The sequence below is a fragment of the Caulobacter sp. GSs2 genome (assembly GCF_058680895.1).
Genome location: NZ_CM178725.1, coordinates 2722406 through 2742611, shown reverse-complemented (window position 1 = coordinate 2742611; position 20206 = coordinate 2722406). Strand labels below are relative to the sequence as shown.

General features: G+C 67.4%; 20 protein-coding genes and 3 pseudogenes. 11 read left to right on the top strand and 12 right to left on the bottom strand.

The features are described 5' to 3' along the window. Positions 1-44: 44 nt before the first annotated feature. From ACW17Z_RS13370 to ACW17Z_RS13345, 6 genes are all read right to left on the bottom strand, one after another. A complete protein-coding gene (locus tag ACW17Z_RS13370) occupies positions 45-590 on the bottom strand; it encodes a TetR family transcriptional regulator (protein ID WP_492056358.1) in 546 nt (181 codons plus the stop codon). Positions 591-654: 64 nt separating this feature from the next. Beyond that, positions 655-1506, bottom strand: coding sequence for an SPFH domain-containing protein (locus tag ACW17Z_RS13365; protein ID WP_492058532.1), 852 nt, complete (start codon positions 1504-1506; stop codon positions 655-657). Between the two features lie 29 nt (positions 1507-1535). Then, positions 1536-1787 carry a hypothetical protein gene (locus ACW17Z_RS13360; protein ID WP_419318930.1) on the bottom strand — a complete coding sequence of 84 codons (252 nt, stop codon included), beginning with the start codon at positions 1785-1787 and terminating at the stop codon, positions 1536-1538. An 89-nt stretch (positions 1788-1876) separates the two neighbouring features. Continuing rightward, on the bottom strand, positions 1877-2668 hold the full coding sequence (proC, locus tag ACW17Z_RS13355) for a pyrroline-5-carboxylate reductase (RefSeq protein ID WP_492056357.1): 792 nt from the start codon (positions 2666-2668) through the stop codon (positions 1877-1879). 127 nt (positions 2669-2795) lie between these two features. Beyond that, positions 2796-3302: a type III secretion system chaperone family protein gene (locus tag ACW17Z_RS13350; protein WP_419254060.1), complete on the bottom strand. Its 507-nt coding sequence runs from the start codon at positions 3300-3302 to the stop codon at positions 2796-2798. Between the two features lie 131 nt (positions 3303-3433). Then, entirely contained in the window at positions 3434-3700 is a 267-nt protein-coding gene (locus tag ACW17Z_RS13345; protein ID WP_492058531.1) for an accessory factor UbiK family protein, read from the bottom strand. Between the two features lie 114 nt (positions 3701-3814). Between ACW17Z_RS13345 and lgt the strand changes: the two genes are divergently transcribed. The 3 genes from lgt to pgeF are packed head-to-tail and all read left to right on the top strand — an operon-like array spanning position 3815 to position 6729. Then, positions 3815-4711 carry a prolipoprotein diacylglyceryl transferase gene (gene lgt / locus ACW17Z_RS13340; protein WP_419318933.1) on the top strand — a complete coding sequence of 299 codons (897 nt, stop codon included), beginning with the start codon at positions 3815-3817 and terminating at the stop codon, positions 4709-4711. After that, positions 4698-5939 (top strand): class I SAM-dependent methyltransferase, encoded by a 1242-nt coding sequence (locus ACW17Z_RS13335; RefSeq protein ID WP_492056356.1) that lies wholly within the window; start codon positions 4698-4700, stop codon positions 5937-5939. Before lgt ends, ACW17Z_RS13335 begins: the two co-directional genes overlap by 14 nt. 4 nt (positions 5940-5943) lie before the next feature. Further along, a complete protein-coding gene (pgeF, locus tag ACW17Z_RS13330) occupies positions 5944-6729 on the top strand; it encodes a peptidoglycan editing factor PgeF (protein WP_492056355.1) in 786 nt (261 codons plus the stop codon). Between the two features lie 14 nt (positions 6730-6743). On the opposite strand, the pseudogene ACW17Z_RS13325 reads toward pgeF, so the two are convergent. Further along, positions 6744-6860: pseudogene (locus tag ACW17Z_RS13325) on the bottom strand (hypothetical protein); the annotation flags it as partial. Positions 6861-7029: 169 nt separating this feature from the next. On the opposite strand from ACW17Z_RS13325, the gene ACW17Z_RS13320 reads away from it, so the two are divergent. The 4 genes from ACW17Z_RS13320 (at position 7030) to pth (ending at position 10657) form a co-directional block, all read left to right on the top strand. Then, positions 7030-7968 carry a ribose-phosphate pyrophosphokinase gene (locus ACW17Z_RS13320; RefSeq protein ID WP_419318936.1) on the top strand — a complete coding sequence of 313 codons (939 nt, stop codon included), beginning with the start codon at positions 7030-7032 and terminating at the stop codon, positions 7966-7968. Between the two features lie 136 nt (positions 7969-8104). Then, the gene (locus ACW17Z_RS13315; protein WP_492056354.1) at positions 8105-9193 is read left to right on the top strand and encodes a hypothetical protein; all 1089 of its coding nucleotides are present in this window, start codon (positions 8105-8107) and stop codon (positions 9191-9193) included. A gap of 154 nt (positions 9194-9347) precedes the next feature. Continuing rightward, entirely contained in the window at positions 9348-9944 is a 597-nt protein-coding gene (locus tag ACW17Z_RS13310) for a 50S ribosomal protein L25/general stress protein Ctc (protein ID WP_419318938.1), read from the top strand. Between the two features lie 92 nt (positions 9945-10036). Next, positions 10037-10657 carry an aminoacyl-tRNA hydrolase gene (gene pth, locus ACW17Z_RS13305; protein ID WP_492056353.1) on the top strand — a complete coding sequence of 207 codons (621 nt, stop codon included), beginning with the start codon at positions 10037-10039 and terminating at the stop codon, positions 10655-10657. Between the two features lie 3 nt (positions 10658-10660). On the opposite strand, the gene ACW17Z_RS13300 is transcribed toward pth, so the two are convergent. The 3 genes from ACW17Z_RS13300 to ACW17Z_RS13290 all read right to left on the bottom strand — a co-directional run bounded on the left by ACW17Z_RS13300 (position 10661) and on the right by ACW17Z_RS13290 (position 14042). Then, entirely contained in the window at positions 10661-11833 is a 1173-nt protein-coding gene (locus ACW17Z_RS13300; protein WP_492056352.1) for a carboxynorspermidine decarboxylase, read from the bottom strand. Between the two features lie 4 nt (positions 11834-11837). After that, complete coding sequence (locus ACW17Z_RS13295) at positions 11838-13043, bottom strand: saccharopine dehydrogenase family protein (protein WP_492056351.1); 1206 nt, start codon at positions 13041-13043, stop codon at positions 11838-11840. Positions 13044-13211: 168 nt separating this feature from the next. Next, a complete protein-coding gene (locus tag ACW17Z_RS13290; protein ID WP_492056350.1) occupies positions 13212-14042 on the bottom strand; it encodes a pirin family protein in 831 nt (276 codons plus the stop codon). Positions 14043-14161: 119 nt separating this feature from the next. Here ACW17Z_RS13290 and ychF point away from each other — a divergent pair, with 119 nt between their 5' ends. From ychF to ACW17Z_RS13275, 3 genes are all read left to right on the top strand, one after another. After that, positions 14162-15262, top strand: coding sequence for a redox-regulated ATPase YchF (gene ychF / locus ACW17Z_RS13285; RefSeq protein WP_492056349.1), 1101 nt, complete (start codon positions 14162-14164; stop codon positions 15260-15262). A 68-nt stretch (positions 15263-15330) separates the two neighbouring features. Next, positions 15331-16014: a dienelactone hydrolase family protein gene (locus ACW17Z_RS13280; RefSeq protein WP_492056348.1), complete on the top strand. Its 684-nt coding sequence runs from the start codon at positions 15331-15333 to the stop codon at positions 16012-16014. Further along, the gene (locus ACW17Z_RS13275; protein WP_492056346.1) at positions 16014-16691 is read left to right on the top strand and encodes a dienelactone hydrolase family protein; all 678 of its coding nucleotides are present in this window, start codon (positions 16014-16016) and stop codon (positions 16689-16691) included. Before ACW17Z_RS13280 ends, ACW17Z_RS13275 begins: the two co-directional genes overlap by 1 nt. A 59-nt stretch (positions 16692-16750) precedes the next feature. Here the strand turns inward: ACW17Z_RS13275 and ACW17Z_RS13270 are convergent. Both ACW17Z_RS13270 and ACW17Z_RS13265 read right to left on the bottom strand, forming a co-directional pair. After that, a pseudogene (locus tag ACW17Z_RS13270) lies at positions 16751-18088 on the bottom strand (methyl-accepting chemotaxis protein); the annotation flags it as partial. 117 nt (positions 18089-18205) lie between these two features. Next, positions 18206-18631: pseudogene (locus ACW17Z_RS13265) on the bottom strand (MCP four helix bundle domain-containing protein); the annotation flags it as partial. Positions 18632-19405: 774 nt separating this feature from the next. Here ACW17Z_RS13265 and ACW17Z_RS13260 point away from each other — a divergent pair. Continuing rightward, the gene (locus ACW17Z_RS13260) at positions 19406-20203 is read left to right on the top strand and encodes a hypothetical protein (RefSeq protein WP_492056345.1); all 798 of its coding nucleotides are present in this window, start codon (positions 19406-19408) and stop codon (positions 20201-20203) included. Positions 20204-20206: the final 3 nt, after the last annotated feature.

Below are 20206 nucleotides of genomic sequence, written 5' to 3'. Positions count from 1 at the left end.
CTAAGGGGGAGGACGGCTGCGCAGCAGCCAGGAGGGGGCGAGTGCTACTCGAACCCCGCCCCGATCTTCGAGAGCCGCTCGGCCATCTGCTTGAGCCGCTTGTCGAGCTCGGCCATCGTCCGGTTCAGCGCGCCCTCGTCGTCGCGCCAGACCTGGACCGTGCGCGCCCAGACCGCCGTCATCGCCGCCAGCCGCACGGGCGTGGCTTCCACGCCGCCGGCCTCGAGGATGGCGCGCGCCGTCTTGGGAAAGCGCAAGGCCGAGACCACCACGCCCTCCGAGGCGGCGATGGCGATCAGCGCCGCGCGGTGCGGCTCCATGGCCTCCAGCCGCGCCATGGCGGCGTCGAACAGGCGATCGTGCGGCGTAGCCTCGTCGGCCGAGACGGTGCCCAGGGCCGCGCGGTCGAAGCGCGTCGACAGGTGGGCCAGCACCGCGCCCTTGCCCGAGGCCAGGGCGTACAGCTCGGCGAACGGGATCTCGGCCTTCAGGGCGATGTCGCGCAGGGCGATGAAATGCCAAGGCCTGTCAGTCGCCAGGGCCAGGGCGGCGGCGGCGGCGCGGTCGAGAATGTCTTCAGCGGCGGTCATGCCCACTCAGATGGCGGGCGCCGGGGACGATGGCAAGGCGATGTGCGTCCCCGGCGACTTCAAATCAGTCGATCTTGACGAACGGCGTCGAGGCGCCGGTGACCTTGGGCAGCACCCCGTCCCACTTCTCGATCGCCTGCTGCTGCAGGACCTGGGGATTGGAGCGCAGGGCCTCGCCCTTGATCCGGATGGCCTCGGCCTCGCCCTTGGCCTTGGCGACGGCGGCGTTGGCCAGGGCGGTTTCCTTGGCCTCCAGCGCCTTGGCGGCCAGGGCTTCCTGCTCCAGTTGGGTCTTGCGCTGCATCTGGTCGATCACGGCGGTCGGGTAGCGGATGGATCCGATCCAGTCCATCTGCGACACCGTCACACCGTGCTTGGCCCACTTGCCGGCGACCCGGGCGAAGGCCTTCTGGATCACCACCTGGCGGCCACCGCTATACAGGGTCTCGACCCCGACCTTCTCGGCCTCGGCCGCAACGGCCGAGCGGACGTCGTTGCGGATCGGACCGTCCAGCAGCTGGTCGAAGGTCAGGCGATAGGTCTGGTAGAGGTTCGGGGCCGAGGCCGGATTGACCTGCATGGTCACCGAGACGTCGGCCGTCATCGGCAGACCGGTATTGTCGGAGAAGGTGATCTCCTCGTTCTCGTTGCCGCGCTCGTCCTTCTCGCGGGTATAGCTGTAGGTGCGCTGGATCACCGGGTACTGGACGATGCGCTCGCCGATGCCCCGGAAGTACCAGCGGGCCGGCAGGGCGTCGTTGGAGACCCCCGCGCCAGAGCCCAGCGTCTTGATCTTGACCCCGACATTGCCGGGTTCCACGGTCGTGCTGTGTGAAAGCACCTGGCAGCCACCCATCAGCAGAACCAGCACACCGACGGTAATGACCAGCACGTTGCGCAAGGCGGTCGGAGTCATCGGCTTGCGGGGTAAGTTGGACACGGTGCTCATGGCTTGGAAATCTCTTGGCGGGTGTCGGGCGAAAGGCCCCTGGCGACATCACGAAACATCAGGCGGCCGAGCCAAGCCATGCCCAGAACACCCGCCGCAGCCGCCAGGACAGAGCCGATCATGCCAAGGTCAGAGGCCGATCCCCACAGGGGACCGATCACCACTCTCAGAAGCACCACGCCGGCGGCCGCGAACAGGATCAGATAGGCGACCGCCTTGGCGATGCTGAAGTACTGCCTGTCGGTCATTCGTCCTCCAGCAACACGCGCACGGGTCTGTTGAACAGTCTATCGCGCCGCTCAGGCCAGGCGAGTGACTTTTTTTGGCTAGGTCCGGGTCAGGCTGGCTGATCGCCCAGTTCCTTTGACCGCACGATGGCCGCGTCCAGCGCCCGGGGTAGCAGGTCGCCGAAGCCGCCTTCGCCCATCAGCACCGCCAGCGCCGCCGCCGTGGTGCCGCCGGGCGAGGTGACCTGTTTGCGCAGTTCGGAGGGCTCCTCGCCGCCGGCCTCCATCAGGGCCGCCGCGCCGATGATGGTGGCGCGGGCCAGCTGGGCGGACGCCGCCGGATCCAGGCCCGCCCCCGCGCCTGCGGCTTCGAGCGCCTCGACGAAGGCGTAGAGATAGGCCGGGGCCGAGCCCGAGACGGCGGTGGCGGCGTGCATCAGAGCTTCGTCGTCCAGATCCACCACCGTGGCGACCGGCGCGAACAGGGCGTGGGCGGCGGCGCGGGCCCTGGGATCGACGGCATGGATGCTGGCCGTGCCCCGACCGATGGCGACGGCGGTGGTCGGCATCACCCGGGCCACGGCGCGGCCGCCGAAGGCTTCGGCGATGTCGGCGGCGCTTACACCGGCGGCGATCGAGACGATGACGGCGTCGGGGGCAAGGTGGGGCACGACATCCTTGATCGCCTCGCGCCAGATCTGCGGCTTGACGGCCAGCAGTACGGTCCTGGCGGCGGCCAGAGCGTCAAGCGGCGGATTGACCAGAGCGCCAGCGAAAGCGGCGGCGTCGACATTGGGATCGCGAACGATCAGGTCAGCGGCGGAAAAGGCCCCGGCCTCGCGCCAGCCCTGAATCAGAGCGCCGCCCATGCGACCAGCGCCGAGGAGGAGGATGGGGGTCATGAGCACTCCTAGCTGTCATCCCGGACGGCCTGAAAGGCCGATCCGGGACCGCCGGAAGCTATAGCGCCTGTCGCGGTCCCGGCTCTTCAGCCCGCGATGCGGGCTTTCGGCCGGGATGACAAGCTGATTATGCCTGCCCGACCGTCTCGAACATGCAGGCAGCCATGGCCTCGTCCGGGGTCTTGGCGCCCTGCAGCAGGAAGTCGAAGGCCGGATAGAAGCGGTCGGCGGCTTCGACGGCGGCGTCGATCATCGAGGCGGCCTGGGCCATGGTCGGGCGCTCGCCCGAGGGCAGGGCCAGGGCGTGGCGGAACACCACCTCGCCATCGTCGGTCCAGACCTCGAAATGGCCCAGCCAGACGCGCTGGTTGATCATGGCCAGCAGCTCATAGGCGCTGGCGCGCTTGGTCTTGGGCGCGCGCAGGTCCAGCGACAGGCACAGCTGCAGGCAATCGGCCTCGGGCCGCCAGGCGAACCACAGCTCATAGTCCTTCCAATCGCCGGTCAGGGCGAAGGCCAGATCGCCGTCGTCGGTGCGATCAAAGGTCAGGTTTTCGGCCGACAGAACATGCTCGACCACTTCGAGGGGGTCGAGAGCCATCAGGACGTCGTCGTCTTCCGGTTGGGCGTCCATGGGAATCCTGCGCGTCCCGTGAGCGATGGCGGGCGTGAGACCCACCATGAATCGCTTACGTCGCGTTGAGTCTAATCTGGTTCGCGAGCGGCGGAACAGCCCCTTCACGTCGAGAGCGAAAGACCGTCCGCCTATTCGCCTGTTGCCGCCGACTTCTTGTCGGTCTTGGGGGCGGCGGGCTTCTTGGTCTTGAGGCTGGCGACCTCTTCGCGCAGGGCTGCAACCTCGGCCTTCAGCGCCTCGAAATCCTCGCGGCGGATCAGGTCGAATTCGGCCGCCAGACGATCAGCCTGGGCCCGCATGGCGGTCTTGGCTTCCTCGCCGGCCGTCTGGGCGATGCCCATGGCCGCCTGGGTGAGCTTGGCGAATTCGTCGAGGAAGGGGTTCTGGCTGTGCATCGAGGTTCCAGGTGCGGGCGGCTTTTCCATGATCCTTATATGGTAAGCGGGGGGTGAAAGCGAAGGCCGAACCGGCTATGCCTGCGACGATCTGTCCAGAACGGAGCCAGCGGCGTGATCTTTCCCGATATCGACCCGGTCGTGCACATCGGCCCGCTGGCCCTGCAATGGGGCCCGCTGGCCATCCGCTGGTACGCCCTGGCCTATGTGGCCGGCATCCTGCTGGGCTGGCGCTACATCATCCGGCTGGTGGGCAGCCCGTCCGTCTGGAACGGGCGGACGCCGACGGCGACGCCGCTGCAGATCGACGACCTGATCCTGTGGATCACCCTGGGCATCATCCTGGGCGGCCGGCTGGGCTATATCCTCTTCTACATGCTGATGAACGAGGGCCAGCGCGGCGGCCTGATGGACAACCCGCTGGCGGCCTTCAAGATCTGGGAGGGCGGCATGTCCTTCCATGGCGGCTTCCTGGGCGTCTGCGCGGCCATCGCCCTGTTCGCCCGCCAGCAGAAGATCGACGTCCTGAAGCTGGGCGACCTGATCGCGCCGGTCGCGCCGATCGGCCTGTTCTTTGGCCGGGTAGCCAACTACATCAATGGCGAGCTGTGGGGCCGGGTCACCGACCATCCGTTCGGGGTGATCTTCTGCAACCAGACGATCCAGAACGCCAATCGCGGCACCTGCCCTGCCGGTCCCGACCCCCGCCATCCCAGCCAGCTGTATGAAGCCGCGCTCGAGGGCGTGGTTTTGTTCGCGATGCTCTGGGTGGCGACCCATCACCTGAAGTGGCTGCAGCGCCGCGGCGCGCTGATCGGGACCTTCCTGATCGGCTATGGCCTGTTCCGCGCCCTGCTGGAGAACGTGCGCAATCCCGATGAAGGCATGCCCGACTTCCCCTTAGGCCTGACCATGGGGATGATCCTGTCGATCCCGATGCTGCTGGTCGGGATCTGGCTGCTGTGGAAGGCCCTGCGCGAACCGGCCGACCAGACCCATGAGCCTGCTTGATCGCCTGAAGGCGCAGATCGCCCAGGACGGCCCGATCGGCGTCGCCGCATACTTCACCCGCTGCCTGCACGATCCGCAGGATGGCTACTACGCCACGCGGCCAGACCTGGGGGCCGGCGGCGACTTCATCACCGCCCCGCTGGTCAGCCAAATGTTCGGCGAGCTGATCGGCCTGTGGGCGGTGGAAACCTGGATCCGCATGGGCCGCCCCTCGCCGTTCCGGCTGGTCGAGATGGGCCCCGGCGACGGGACCCTGATCAGCGACCTGCTGCGAGCGGCCAAGCTGGCGCCCGACTTTCTCGCCGCCGCCGACCTGTGGCTGGTCGAGGTGTCGCCGCCGCTGCGGGCGCTGCAGGCGCAGCGACTGGCCGGCGCCGCGCCGCAGTGGGCCGACCGGCTGGAGGCCGTGCCGGGCGGCGCGCCGATGATCCTGGTCGCCAATGAGGTGCTCGACTGCCTGCCGCCCCGGCAATTCGTCCGCACCGAGACCGGCTGGGCCGAGCGGGTGATCGGGCTGGATGAGGCGGGTGATCTGGCGTTTGGGTTGAAGGCCCTAAGTCCCGCCCCCAGGGGGGAAGGAAGCCGCGCAGCGAAAACAGCTGTCATCCCGGACAAGCGAAGCGCAGATCCGGGACCGCCGGAAACACTGAGTTCAGGCGTCGGTCCCGGATCTTCGCGCTTCGCGCTCGTCCGGGATGACAACCGTTTTTCGGCGACAGGCGAAAGCCTCCCCCATCAGGGGGAGGACCTTCCACCCGGCGCCATCCTGGAATCCTCCCCCGCCCAGGAGGCCCTCGGCGCCGAGATCGGCCACCGGGTCGCCACCGAGGGCGGCGCGGCCCTGCTGATCGACTATGGCCGCGACGCAGCCGGTCCCGGCGACACGCTGCAGGCCCTGCAGAACCACCGCAAGGTCGACCCGCTGAAGAGCCCCGGCCAGGCCGACCTGACCGTCTGGGCCGACTTCCCGGCCGTGCTGGCGGCCGGTGTCGAGGCCGGCGCGAAGGCCGGGCCGATCCTGCAGCAGGCCGTCTTTCTGGCCATGCTGGGCATCGAGGCGCGGGCCCAGGCCCTGGCCGCCGCCCGCCCTGATCGCGCCGACCAGATCGCAAGACAGCTTGATCGCCTGACCGGTCAGGCGCAGATGGGCGCGTTGTTCAAGGCCGTGTGCCTTCATGCGCCCGGTTTCACGCCGCCTGGTTTCGAGGTCGCCGGACAGGATGCATAATGACATGCCGCACAGCCAACTGCCCACCATCCAGTCGCCGCTGCTGGCCGCCGTGCCCGGCGTGCGCCACGCCTTCTTCACCCGCCAGGGCGGGGTCTCGACCGGGATCTATGACAGCCTGAACGTCGGGCGGGGCAGCAAGGACGAGCCAGCAGACGTGATCGAGAACCGGGCCCGCACCGCCCGCTGGTTCGGGGTCGCGCCCGAAGATCTCAACACCTGCTACCAGATCCATTCGACCATCGCGATCGTCGCCGACGGGTCCTGGGGCGACGTCCGGCCCGAGGGCGACGCCGTCGTCACGCGGACGCCCGGCGTGATCTGCGGCGCGCTGTCGGCCGACTGCGCGCCGGTGCTGATCGTCGATCCCGTGGCCCGCATCGTCGCCGCCGCTCATGCCGGATGGCGCGGCGCCCTGGACGGCGTCGTCCAGGCCGCTGTCGACAAGATGGTGGTGCTCGGCGGCGATCCGGCGCGGATGGTCGCGGCCGTCGGTCCCTGTATCGGGCCGGACTCTTATGAGGTGAGCGTCGACTTCCTGCACCGCTTCGAGGCGGACAGTCCGGGTTCGGGCCACTTCTTCCGGCCCGGCGTCAGCGACGACAAGCGGATGTTCGACCTGCCCGCCTTCGTGCTGGACCGCCTGCGCACCGCCGGGATCGAGCAGCGCGAATGGGTGGGCCACGACACCCGCGCCGAGGAAGCCCTGTTCTTCTCCAACCGCCGCGCTTTCCTCAACGGCGAGGGCGACTATGGCCGCCTGCTGTCGGCAATCGCGCTGGAGGGGTGAGGACGGATCGACATCCAACCGCCCCTCTCATTCCTCGTCATTCCCGCCCTTGTGGCGGGAACCCCTCGTTCAGCGGCCACCTGCGGCGGATAAAGGGGTTCCCGCCACAAGGGCGGGAATGACGGAGCTATGAGGGGTTGGGGTCATGCGCTGTTGAAGTCGTGCATGCCGAAAGACCCCAAACCCAACCCGAAAGCCACAAAACGTCACCGATCCGTCATGCCGGCCGTTAAGGTCTTGCTCCGGGGCCGATCACTGCTAGAAGCCCCGCAACGCGCACCCCCTGCCCCGAGCGACCCCATGAAGCTGCTGTCCGGCAACTCGAACCGCCCGCTTTCCCAGGCCATCGCCGAGTATCTCGACATGCCGCTGACCCGCGCCCAGGTGCGCCGGTTCGCCGACCTGGAGGTGTTCGTCACCATCGACGAGAACGTGCGCGGCGAGGATGTGTTCGTCCTGCAGTCGACCAGCTATCCGGCCAACGACAACCTGATGGAGCTGCTGATCTGTATCGACGCCCTCAAGCGCGCGTCGGGCAAGCGGATCACCGCCGTCCTCCCCTATTTCGGCTATGCCCGCCAGGACCGCAAAACCGGCGGCCGCACGCCGATCTCGGCCAAGCTGGTCGCCAATCTGATCACCCGCTCGGGCGCCGACCGCGTGCTGACCATGGATCTGCACGCCGGCCAGATCCAGGGCTTCTTCGACATCCCGACCGACAACCTGCTGCCCTCGCGCCTGCTGGCCGACGACATCATCCGCAACTATTCGATCGGCGATGACCTGATGGTCGTCTCGCCCGACGTCGGCGGCGTGGTGCGCGCCCGGGCCCTGGCCAAGCGTCTGAACGACGCCGACCTGGCCATTGTCGACAAGCGCCGCTCGGGCCCCGGCCAGTCGGAAGTGATGAACATCATCGGCGACGTCTCGGGCCGCCGCTGCATCCTGTTCGATGACATCGCCGACTCGGCCGGCACCCTGTGCAACGCCGCCGCCGCCCTAGTCGCCCAAGGCGCGGTCTCGGTCAGCGCCTATGTCACCCACGGGGTGCTGTCGGGCGCCGCCGCCGAACGGGTCACCAATTCGGTGCTGACCGAACTGGTGGTCACCGACTCGATCGAGGCCTCCGACCCGGTCAAGGCCTGCCCGAAGATCCGCTATGTCTCCTGCGCCCCGCTGATCGGCGAAGCGATCCGCCGGATCGCCAACGAAGAGTCGGTCTCCAAGCTGTTCGACTGATCCCCGACTTCTCACCCTTTGGGCGAAGCCGCTTGCGGCCACGCTTGTCAAAGGCTGGTTAAGGGGCCGAGTGTCACAATATCGCCCGTCGCGGATGCTATTCGCGGAAACCAGACCCATGGGGAAGTTGCCCGGAATGCCCATCTTTTCGCGTGCGCGCGCCGTATTGCTGACGGCCGCCGTCGCACTGACCACCGTGGTGGCCGGCTGCGAGACCCCGCCTCCCCCGCCGCCGCCGCCCGTGGTCGTCGCACCGCCCGCGCCGCCGCCGATCACCCTGTCCAATGTGCTGGTGGAGCGCGCCAGCGCCTACCGCGGCTACATGGCCCGGGCCGGGGCCATCGATCCCAAGTTCCAGAACGGCGAACAGATCCAGTCCTCGCTGAAGGTCGCCGTGGCCTATGAGCCCAAGCAGCTGCTGTCGGGCGTCATCGCCTATGCCGCCGTCATCGCCCTGCAAGATCCGGCCTATGTCGGCGCCGTGCGCAGCTTCGCGGCCGATCCGGTCCAGCGCCAGCAGGTGATCGCCCAGTTGGTCGCCGATCCGGCCTATGCCGTCGGCTTCAAGGGCAGCGACACCGCCGCCGGCCTGGTCATCGACACCCTGGGCGCCGAAGGCCTGAAGGTCTTCATCGCCGGCAAGGCCGTCAAGCAGGCCGCCTATGACGTGCAGCACTCGTCGTGGTCCAAGGCCTCGGTGCCCGACCGCGACGTGCGCCTGGCCTATGCCAAGACCATGTCGGCGATCCCGGCCCTGGGCGACACCAGCGACGTAGCCGCCCTGCAGCAGGCCTCGGTCGGCGCCCAGCCCCTGACCCTGACGCCGCGCGCGGCCTCGGGACCCTATTCACCGGTGGTCATTCGCGGCCTGGCCGTGGCCGCCCTGGCGGCCCTGGGCGCGGCCGGTGACGAGAACCTGGCCACCATCGAGGCGGTGATGGCCGAACCCAACTCGGCCATGTGCCTGAACATGGGCAAGCTGAACCTCTATCAGTGCCTGGCCGTTTCCAAGCCGCACTACGAAGACGTCTTCTGCCTGGGCCAGCACATCCTGATGGATACCGGCCAGTGCGTGATCAAGGCTTCGGGCACGCCGATGCCGATCGAACCGCCGCCGCCACCGCGCGCCGTGCCGGTAAAGGCCTCGATCGCCCAAGCCGGCGGGGCTGGCCGCAACTCCAAGAACGCCAAGGCCGCCGCCAAGAAGCCCGCGCCCCGGAATTAGGCTGCGCCTCAATTGACCTGGAAGGGCCGGGCGTTGCATCGCCCGGCCCTTCTGTGTATGTAGCCCCACCCTAAAAACGTCGACCGAGCGGGACAATCCAGTCCTGTGCGGCGATTTTGCATTTCGAGAGCACCGGCTCTCCAGAGAGAACACCATGGCCGAAATCATTCTGAACGTTGAACTCCGCGACCGCGCCGGCACCGGCGGCGCTCGCGAAACCCGCCGCAGCGGCAAGGTCCCCGGCGTCCTGTACGGCGGCGGCAAGGCTCCCGTGAACATCGCGGTCAAGGGCAACGAGTTCCGCAAGGCGCTCTTCACCGGCAAGCTGCTGGGCCACCTGGTCACGCTGCAGTACGGCGAAGAGAAGCAGTCGGTCATCGCCAAGGCCGTGCAATTCCACGCTGTCACCGACGAGCCGGTCCACTTCGACCTGTTCCGCGTCAGCGAGCACCAGCTGATCAAGATCGAAGTTCCGGTTCACTTCAAGAACCACGAAACCTCGGTCGGCCTGAAGAAGGGCGGCACGCTGGAAATCATCCGTCACACCGTCGAACTGGCCTGCCCGGCCGACCAGATCCCCGAAGAACTGGTCATCGACCTGGCCGGCCACGACATCGGCGACGTCATCCGCATCTCGGAAGTCAAGCTGCCGGAAGGCGTCAAGACCGCCATGGACCGCGACTTCGTGATCGCCAACGTCAAGGCCTCGGCCGCGTCGCAATCGGGCGAAGGCGACACCACCGCCGCCTAAGGCTTCGGATCGGTTCTCCGATCGACTATCGAGACGGGCGGGCTTTCGAGCCCGCCCGTTTTTCGTTTGAGCTTCCCGCGTGGATTGAAGCAATGCTGATCCTGGCCGGCCTCGGCAATCCCGAGGCCAAGTACGAGAAGAACCGGCACAATGTCGGCTTCATGGCGGTCGACGCCCTGGCCCGGCGCTGGGGCACGGGGCCGTGGCGCGCGCGCTTTCAGGGCCTGGCTTGCGAAGGCTCGGTCTCGACACCGAACGGCCCGGTCAAGCTGCTGCTGCTGAAGCCCAAGACCTATTACAACGAGAGCGGCCGCGCCGTGGGCGAGGCGATGAAGTTCTTCAAGCTGACGCCGGCCGACGTCATCGTCTTCCACGACGAGATCGACATGGCCCCGGGCCGCTTCCGGATGAAGGCCGGCGGCGGGGCGGCGGGCAATAACGGCATCCGCTCGATCACCAGCCAGGTCGGCGACGCGTTCCGGCGCGGCCGCATCGGCGTGGGCCATCCGGGCGACAAGGCCATGGTCATGCACTATGTGCTGGGCGACTTCCACAAGGTCGAGCACCAGTGGCTGGACCCGCTGCTGGACGCCATCTGCGACGCCCTGCCCTTCGCGGCGGCGGGCGACGACGAGCGCTATCAGGCCGAGGTCATGCGCCTGGCCCCCTCACCCAAGTCCGACCCCAAGAAGCCCGTCAAGTCCGAGGACTGACGGTCAGGACAGCCGGTCGCGGAACTCGGCATAGTCGAACTCGCGCACCAGCTTCAGGGCGTCGCTGGCGCTGTTCCACAGGGCGATGGCCGGCAGGGGCACGCCGTTGAAGGTGTTGGTCTTGACCATCGAATAGTGGGCCTGGTCGAGGAAGGCGATGCGCTGGCCCGGAACCGGCCGCGTCGCGAAGCCGTAGTCGCCGATGATGTCGCCGGCCAGGCACGAGGGCCCGCCGATCCGCACCATCACGCCGCCCTCGACCTCGCCCAGCATCGCCGGCCGATAGGGCGCCTCGATGACATCGGGCATGTGGCAGGTGGCGGAGATGTCGGTGACGGCGACGGGCACGCTGTTGTCGAAGGTGTCGAGGATCTCGCCCACCAGGATGCCCGCATCGAGCGCGATGGCCTCGCCGGGCTCGATATAGACCTGCAGGCCATGGCGCTGGCCGATGCCGGCCAGGAAGGCGATCAGGTCGGCGGTCTGATAGTCGGCGCGGGTGACATGGTGGCCGCCGCCCAGGTTCAGCCATTTCAGCTGGCCCAGCATGCCCTCGAGGCGAGGCTCCACCGACGCCCAGATCCGGCGCAGCGGCTCGAAGTCCTGCTCGCACAGGGCATGGATGTGCAGGCCGTCGACGCCCTCCAGATGCTCAGGCCGCAGCTGCGAGACCGGAAAGCCCAGGCGCGAGCCGCGCTGGCAGGGGTCGTACTTGGCGACCTCGGCCTCGCTGTGCTCGGGGTTCAGGCGCAGACCGATGTCGAACACATCGCCCGCTGCCCTCGCCGCGGCGATCAGATCGGAAAACCGCGCGATCTGGTCGGGCGTGTTGAAGATCACCGAGTCGGAGATCCGCAGGATCGCGGGCAGATCCTCGCGCTTGTAGGCCGGCGAGTAGGTGGTCAGGTGACCGCTATAGAACTCACGGGCCAGCCGCGCCTCCCACAGGCCAGAAGCGCAGACGCCGTCCAGATATTCGCCGACCACGCCGGCCAGCGACCACATCGAGAACGCCTTCAGCGCCAGCAGCACCCGGGCGCCGGACCCGTCGCCCACGGCCTTGAGCATGGCCAGGTTGCGGCGCACCGCGACCTCGTCGACCACGAAACAGGGCGACGGGACGCGGGTCAGATCAAAGCGGGCGAAAGCGCCGGGGCCGGCGGCCTTGGTTTCCATCGGATCAGAACGCCAGCGGGGCCGCCAGGTCCTGGACCTTCCAGGGCAGGCCATGCCTGTTCAGCATGTCCATGAACGGATCGGGATCCAGCTGCTCCATGTTGAACACGCCCGCGCCCTTCCATTGGCCGGTCAGCATCAGGGCCGCGCCGATCATGGCGGGGACACCCGTGGTGTAGCTGACCGCCTGGTTGTTGGTCTCGGCGTAGGCTTCTTCGTGGTCGCAGATGTTGTTGATGTAGACGGTGCGGGCCTTGCCGTCCTTTTCGCCGGTGGCGATCGTGCCGATATTGGTCTTGCCCTTGGTGATCGGCCCCAGCGACGACGGCTCGGGCAGCAGGGCCTTCAGGAACTCGATCGGGATGATCTCGCGGCCCTGGAACATCATCGGCTCGATGCTGATCATGCCGATATTGCCCAGCACTTCCAGGTGCTTGAGATAGCTGTCGCCGAAGGTCATCCAGAAGCGGATGCGCTTGATCTCCGGATAGAACTTCACGAGGGACTCAAGTTCCTCGTGATACATCAGGTACATGTTCTTCGGGCCGACCGCCTCAAAGTCGAACACCTGCTTGTGGCTCAGGGCCGGGCCTTCGACCCACTGGCCGTTTTCCCAGTGCCGCGACGGGGCGGTCACTTCGCGCAGATTGATCTCGGGATTGAAGTTGGTGGCGAAGGGCAGGCCGGTGTCACCGCCGTTGCAGTCCAGGATGTCGAGCGTGTCGATCCGGTCCAGCAGGTGCTTCTTGGTGTAGGTGGCGAATACCGAGGTCACGCCCGGGTCAAAGCCGCTGCCCAGCAGCGCCATCAGACCAGCTTCCCTGAAGCGGTCCTGATAGGCCCATTGCCAGCTGTATTCGAACTTGGCCTCGTCGCGCGGCTCGTAATTGGCCGTGTCGAGATAGTTCACCCCGGCCGCCAGACAGGCGTCCATGATGTTGAGGTCCTGATAGGGCAGGGCCAGATTGACCACGAGGGCCGGCTTGACCGCCTTGATCATCGCCGTGGTGGCGGCGACGTCGTCGGCGTCCAGCGCGGCCGTGTCGATGGTCACGCCGGTGCGCGACTTCACCGATGCGGCGATGGCGTCGCATTTCGACTTCGTCCGACTCGCCAGCGTGATGTGCGAAAACACATCCGCGTTCATCGCCATCTTGTGGACAGCGACCGAACCAACACCGCCAGCACCGATAACCAGCACCCTGCTCATTTGGGCTTCTCCTAACGCGCCTATAGCCTCTGACAGTCTGAACGCCTGCGAGAGGGGGGCGGGGGTCTTATCACGAGGACAACGAGTCCGCTAACACCCCTTAAGCAGAAGCTGCGACGGTTCTCTACCGTCTCGGGCCCGTATCCGCCGCGCGGCCGCTGATCGTCCTCAGAACTTGCCGCTCTGGAAATCCTGGAAGGCCTGCACGATCTCGTCGCGGGAGTTCATGACGAACGGCCCGTGCCAGAACACCGGCTCGCCGATGGGCCGGCCGGCCAGCAGCAGCACGCGGGCGTCGGTGACGGCCTCGACCACCACCCGGTCGCCCGCGCCCAGGAACACGCCCGACAGGGCGTCGATCTTGCCGCCGGACACCCGGACCTGGCCTTCATAGACCGCGATCATCGCGTTGCGGTCGGCGCCCACCGGCTCCTCGAAGCGGGTCCCGGCCGGCAGCACGACGTCGAAATAGAGCGCGTCGACCGCCCCGCCGCCGATCGGGCCGGCCGTACCCGCATCGGTGACGCCCGAGATCACCTTGACCGTCACGCCGCCGTCGCGCGCCTCGACCGGAATGGCGTCGCTCTCGAACTCGCTATAGCCGGGCGCGCTCATCTTCAGCTTCGCGGGCAGGTTCACCCACAGCTGGAAGCCGCGCATCCGGCCTTCGCTCTGCTCGGGCATTTCAGAATGGACGATGCCCTTGCCGGCTCGCATCCACTGGATGCCGCCGGGACCGATCACGCCTTCCCGGCCAGTGTTGTCGCGGTGCCGCATCCCACCTTCCAGCATGTAGGTCACGGTCTCGAAACCGCGATGCGGATGGTCGGGGAAGCCGCCCATATAGTCGGACGCCTGGTCGTTGTCGAAACAGTCCAGCATCAGGAACGGGTCGAACATCTGGGCCTCCTGGGTGCCCAGCATGCGGGTCAGGCGCACGCCGTCGCCGTCCGAGGCGGGGACGCCCTTCACGATCTTCACCACGGGTCGAAGGCTCATCTGACGGCTCCTTTTTCGTCTTCGATATCGGGGGCGGTTACAGTTCTTGCAAGGCCCCGCCGCTTCGCCTTCCCGATCATCCGTGCTAGGTCGCCCCCAACGAAATTCACGAGAGATCCATGGCCCTTAAAGTCGCCATCGTCGGCCTGCCCAATGTCGGCAAGTCCACCCTGTTCAACGCCCTGACCCAGACGGCGTCGGCCCAGGCCGCCAACTATCCGTTCTGCACGATCGAGCCCAATACCGGCGAGGTCGCGGTGCCCGAGCCACGCCTGGACGCCCTGGCCAAGATCAGCGGCTCCAAGGAAATCATCCCGGCCCGCATCACCTTCGTCGACATCGCCGGCCTGGTGCGCGGCGCGTCCAAGGGCGAAGGCCTGGGCAACCAGTTCCTGGCCAACATCCGCGACTGCGACGCCGTGGCCTTCGTGGCCCGCTGCTTCGAGGACGGCGACATCGTCCACGTCGAAGGCCGCATCGACCCGACCAGCGATCTCGAGATCGTCGAGATGGAGTTGATGCTGGCCGACCTGGAAAGCCTGGAAAAGCGCGTTCCCGCCCTTGAGAAACGCGCCAAGGTCGGCGCCGACAAGGAAAGCGCCAACACCCTGCGCCTGGCCAATATCGCCCTGGCCCTGCTGCGCGAAGGCCGCCCGGCCCGCACGGCCAAGATCGACGCCGACGACGAAAAAGCCTGGCACATGCTGCAGCTGCTGACCTCGCTGCCGGCCCTGTATGTCTGCAATGTCGACGAAGGCAGCGCCGACAAGGGCAACAGCTACAGCGACCTGGTGGCCGAACGCGCCGCCAAGGACAACGCCAAGAGCGTGGTCATCTCGGCCCAGATCGAGAGCGAGATCGCCCTGCTGGACGCCGAGGAGCGCGCCGAGTTCCTGGAAACCCTGGGCCTGGAAGAGCCGGGCCTGAACCGCCTGATCCGCGAGGCCTACAAGCTGCTGGACCTGCAGACCTATTTCACGGTCGGCCCCAAGGAAGCCCGCGCCTGGACCATCCATGTGGGCGACACCGGCCCGCAGGCAGCCGGCGTCATCCACACCGACTTCGAGAAGGGCTATATCCGCGCCGAAACCATCGCCTTCGAGGACTTCATCGCCCTGGGCGGCGAGAACGGCGCCAAGGAGGCCGGCAAGATGAAGGCCGAAGGCAAGGAATACATCGTCAAGGACGGCGACGTGATGCACTTCCGGTTCAACGTCTAGACCACCAGATCAAGCGGCCGGTGCGGAAACGTCCCGGCCGTTTTCATATCGGCAAGGAACGCACGCGGATGACCACCGACCGGCTGACCCTGACCGCCGTCCATGACGGCTTCGTCTTCACCGCCGCCCACGAGCACCCGCAGGGCGTGCGCCGGGGCGGGGTGATCGTGATCCAGGAGATCTTCGGCCTCGACCAGTATGTCCAGGCCGACGTGGCGCGCTGGGCCGAGCTGGGCTTCGAGGTGGTCGCGCCCGCGATGTTCGACCGGCTGGAACTGGGCTTTGTCGCCGACCACGACCCGGCCGGGTTCGAGGCCGGCGTGAAATACGCCATGGCCAACGGCCCCGACAACGCCATGGGCGACATCCAGGCCTGTATCGACTTTCTGGCCCCGCGCGGCCCGGTGTTCATCGTCGGCTACTGCTACGGCGGCACCATGGCCTGGCTGGCGGCGTCGCGCTGCAAGGGCCTGTCGGCCGCCGCCAGCTACTATGGCGGCCAGGTGGCGGGCATGGCGAAGTTCGCCCTCTCCTGCCCGGTCATCGTCCATCTGGGCCGCAAGGATCCGCATATCCCCGCCGACGAGGTCAAGGCCGCGATCGCCGCCGCCCACCCCGAGGTGGCGGTGCACATCTACGAGGCCAGCGGCCACGGCTTCAACAATGACGGCCGGCCCGACTCCGACCTCGCCGATGCGCTAGCGGCGCGTCAGCGGACCCTGGACCTGTTCCTGGCCCACGGCGCGGCCTGATGGGCGAGCGCATCGCCCTGGCCACCCGCGACGGCGCGCCGTTCAGCGCCTGGCATGCGCCGCATCAGGACGCCCGGCGCGGCGGTCTGGTCATTCTGCACGCCATCTGGGGTGTGACGCCGCATATCCGCGAGCTGTCCGACACCCTGGCCCAGCAAGGCTATGAAGTGATCGCCCCGGCCCTGCTGGACGCCGCCGACGCGCCGTTCCCGCAGGCCAATACCGAGCCGGCGATCCTGGACCAGCGCATGGCCCTGGGCGAGGCCACAGGCTGGGGCCTGAGCACCCTGCCCCGCGTCCAGGCCTGTATCGACGCCCTGGACGGTCCGGTGTTCGCCATGGGCTTTTGCTTCGGCGGCACGACGGCCTGGCTGGCCGCCGCCCGCTGTGCGGGTTTATCGGGTGTATCCAGTTTTTACGGCGGCGACGTCGTACAGTTTATCGGGGAGGTTCCGACCGTCCCCACCGCCCTGCATTTCGGCAAGACCGACCCGATGATTCCGATGACCGATGTCGAGACCATCCGGGCCGCCCACCCCGACCTGCCCGTCTGGCTGTACGACGCCGGCCACGCCTTCGTGGCGCCTAACGGCTACCACGCCGACAGCGCGCGGCTGGCCATGCTGCGCACCCTGCAACTTTTCCAGCGGGGCGGCGGCAACCGGGGCGAGGCCTGAGCCCCGCGACCGGCCCAATCAGGGCCGGCCCGATCGACGCCATCAGATCGGCCGGCGCCCTAGAATTCTTTCCAGCTATCGGCGCCGGCGGCTGCCACGAGCGCGGGCTTGCGCGCGGCGCCCCCGAAGCCCGTGGTCTTCATGACCGATATGGCGGCTGATGGACGAGAGGGCTTCCGGGCGGCGCCTCTCTGGGCCGGGGCGTCCTGGCCGACCTCGAAGCGGCCAATTACACGCGCCAGTCCTTCGGCTTCCTGCGACATGCTGTGGCTGGCGGCGGTGGCCTCTTCAACCATGGCCGCGTTCTGCTGGGTCACCTGATCCATGTGGTTGATGGACGAATTGACCTCGTTCAGGGCTGTGGCCTGCTCCTGGGCGGACGCAGCGATAACGACGACGATGTCGTTGATCTCGCCCACCTGAACCACGATCCGGCTCAAGACCTTGCCGGTCTCGCCGACGAGTTCCACGCCGGCCCTCACCTGCTGGTCGGAGTTGGTGATCAGGGCCTTGATCTCCTTGGCCGCGCCAGCCGAGCGCTGGGCCAGGGCCCGGACTTCCTGGGCGACAACGGCGAAGCCGCGACCGGCCTCACCGGCCCGGGCGGCCTCGACCCCTGCATTCAGGGCCAGGAGGTTGGTCTGGAAGGCGATCTCGTCGATCACGCCGACGATCTGGCTGATTTCCTGGGACGATTTTTCGATCCCGCCCATGGCGGCGACCGCGTTCTGGACCACGTCGCCGGACTGCTCGGCGGCGGACTTGGCCAGGCCGACCACGGTGCGGGCGTGTTCCGAACCTTCGGCGGTCTTGCGCACCGTGGCGGTGATCTGATCGAGCGCCGCAGCGGTCTCTTCCAGACTGGCCGCCTGCTGCTCGGTCCGGCGCGACAGGTCTTGCGACGCCACGGAGATCTCGGCGGCGCCGGCCTGGATGGTGGCGGTATTGCCGGACACCAGCTTCATGGTGTCCTGCAGGGTCGTCATCGCGGCGTTGAAATCGGCGCGCAGCTTCTCGTACTCAGGCGCGAAGCTGGCGGTCAGGCGATAGACAAGGTTGCCGGCGGAGAGTTGCTCCAGGCCCGACGCGACCGCCTCGACGACCAGGGCCTGGGTCCGGGCCATTTCAGCGTCGGTCTTTTGGCGGGCCGCGCGTTCACTGTCGGTCAGCTGACGTGCATCGGCGTTCTCCTGCTCCAGGCGAAGGGTCCTGGCCCCGGCCTCCTTGAAGACCTGCACGGCCTTGGCCATCTCGCCGACCTCGTCTGTGCGTCCCAGGGACGGCACCGGGACGGACAGGTCGCCCGAGGCGAGCTTGCCCATCGCCGTTGTCAGGGCGCCGAGCGGCTTGACGGCGCGGGCGGACCACGCCGCGACGGCGACACCCAGGACCAACGCCCCGCCACACATCGCGATGTTCAGCCAAACGAAGCCGACCGACATGTGGTGGACTTGCGAACCGATCTCCTTGTTCTTCGCCTCTTGCAGGTCAATGAACTGATTGATCTGTTTCAGCCAGACCATGAACATGGGCCTGGCGCTCTGCATCAGAAGCGCCTGGGCGGCATCGACCTCACCGGCCTTCTGGAGCCGGATCACTTCCGAGATCAGCGGCAGGCCCTCGGCCTGAGTGGCCTTGATGCTGTCCAGGATGGCGGTCTCATCGGGGGTCACGCCGGCGCCCTTGGCCATCAGCTCATCGAGCGGACCGGCCGATTTGTCATAGGCGGCCTCAAGGCGCTCTATGGTGGCGATCGCCGCGTCAAGCTCGCCAGGGTCGCTGACCAGGATGACGTCGCGAAGGCTGATGGCGCGGTCATGCACGCTGCCGCGGAAATTGATCGCGAACCGCTGTTTGGCGCTGTTGACGTCGTTGATCGTTGTGAGGCTGCGGGCGATCGCATCGACGCGGCTCTGCGCCACCAGGCCAATGCCGGCCATCATCAAGAGAATGATGCCGAAGCCAATGACGAGGCGCTGGCCTATCTTCAAGTTCGGCAGCATGGCGGCTCTTTTTCTCTACTGGGAAATCTGGCGCGACCACTGCTCGCCGATCCCCTAACGACCTCCTAACTTCCAATAATCAAGACACGAAGTCGCAGTTATAACATCCCTTCTATGATTGCTTTCAGCTGCCGCATGCCGATTGGTCACGTATAGGAAGGCAATTATATTGCAACTTAGCCGACCAAAATATTGAGATAACTTTGATTTACTTCTGCAGCATTTAAGGCGTTGCCCGCTCAAATTGAGCAGTTAGGCATGTTTTCAGTGATCATTTGCGGCGATATTTCGTCCGGAACCCAGCGGCGCTCACGCCTTAGCGATTGCCGGCCGTCGACTGCCGGGCCCCAGGCTCACTTGATCCGGGGCATATCGCCCCCGCAGCCGGCCAGGCGCTGTCGCCGACCCGCTTGAGGCTCATCTCGAAGACCGTCGCCGGAGGGGCGGCCCGGCATCACCCGCGCTGTGCGGGGTCGAGCGGCATCTGGGCCAGAACCGGCGTGGCGGCCGTCAGGATCACGGCGGCGAGGCCGGTGGCGAAGGAACGGGACATCGGTGGTCTCCGGGCCGGTATTCCCGAACTTTGATCTTCAGTGTTTTTGTTCCCGCCCGCCTCACGGGAACGACCGCCATCGGGCATTTCGGCGCCATCGCGGTTGGCGCATGCTCACGCCTGTCGCCGAGCGCGAAAGGCTTGGCTAGGATCGTCGCATGCGTCGCTCAGCCACCGCCCTGCTGTTGATCCTGCCGCTGGCGGCGGCTGGCCCCGCCGTGGCCGGCGAGACGGCCTGCTGGTTCGAGAACGGGGCGGTCGTCGCCCCGGCCGCCATCGCCGACATGACCGGCGACTTCGTGATCGACCTGTCGGCCCCGCGCACCCTGCTGCACAACACCAAGGCCCAGATGAGCGGCTATGCCGAGCTCGACCTCACCCTGCCAGTGCGGCTGGCCGGACAGAGGGTGGAGGCCGCGCCGATCCTGGTCAGCGACCTCGACTATCGCGGCGTCGGCTTCGTGGCGCCCATCGCCGGCGTGATCGGGGCCGATATCCTGGGCCGCTATGTGGTGATCATCGACTTTGCGCCCTGCCGCCTGCGGCTGGAGCCCCAGGGCTGGGCCGAACGGTCCGGCGGGCGCGGCCTGCCCGTCACCGTGGTGGGCGGCGTGCCGACCGTTCAGGCCACGGCCTCGGACGGCTTTTCCAGCCTGACCGGGGCCTTCGCCCTCGACACGGCCTCGAACGGCGGGGTGCGGGCGCGCGGCGACGCCGATGGGCCGCGCCAGAAGCCCGCCGGCGTGCTGGCCGGCCTGTCGCTGGATGGCCGCCTGCGGCAGCGCGTTGCGGCCGTCAGAGCCGGCGACCTGCCCCCGGGCGTGGCCGGGGCGGTGGGCGTGGCGATCCTGTCGGACTATCGCCTGCGCCTCGACGCCCAGGCGGGCCGGCTGTGGCTGACGCCCGCCCGGCTTGAGCCCAAAGAAAAAGGGCCCGGCGTTACCGCCAGGCCCTGATCT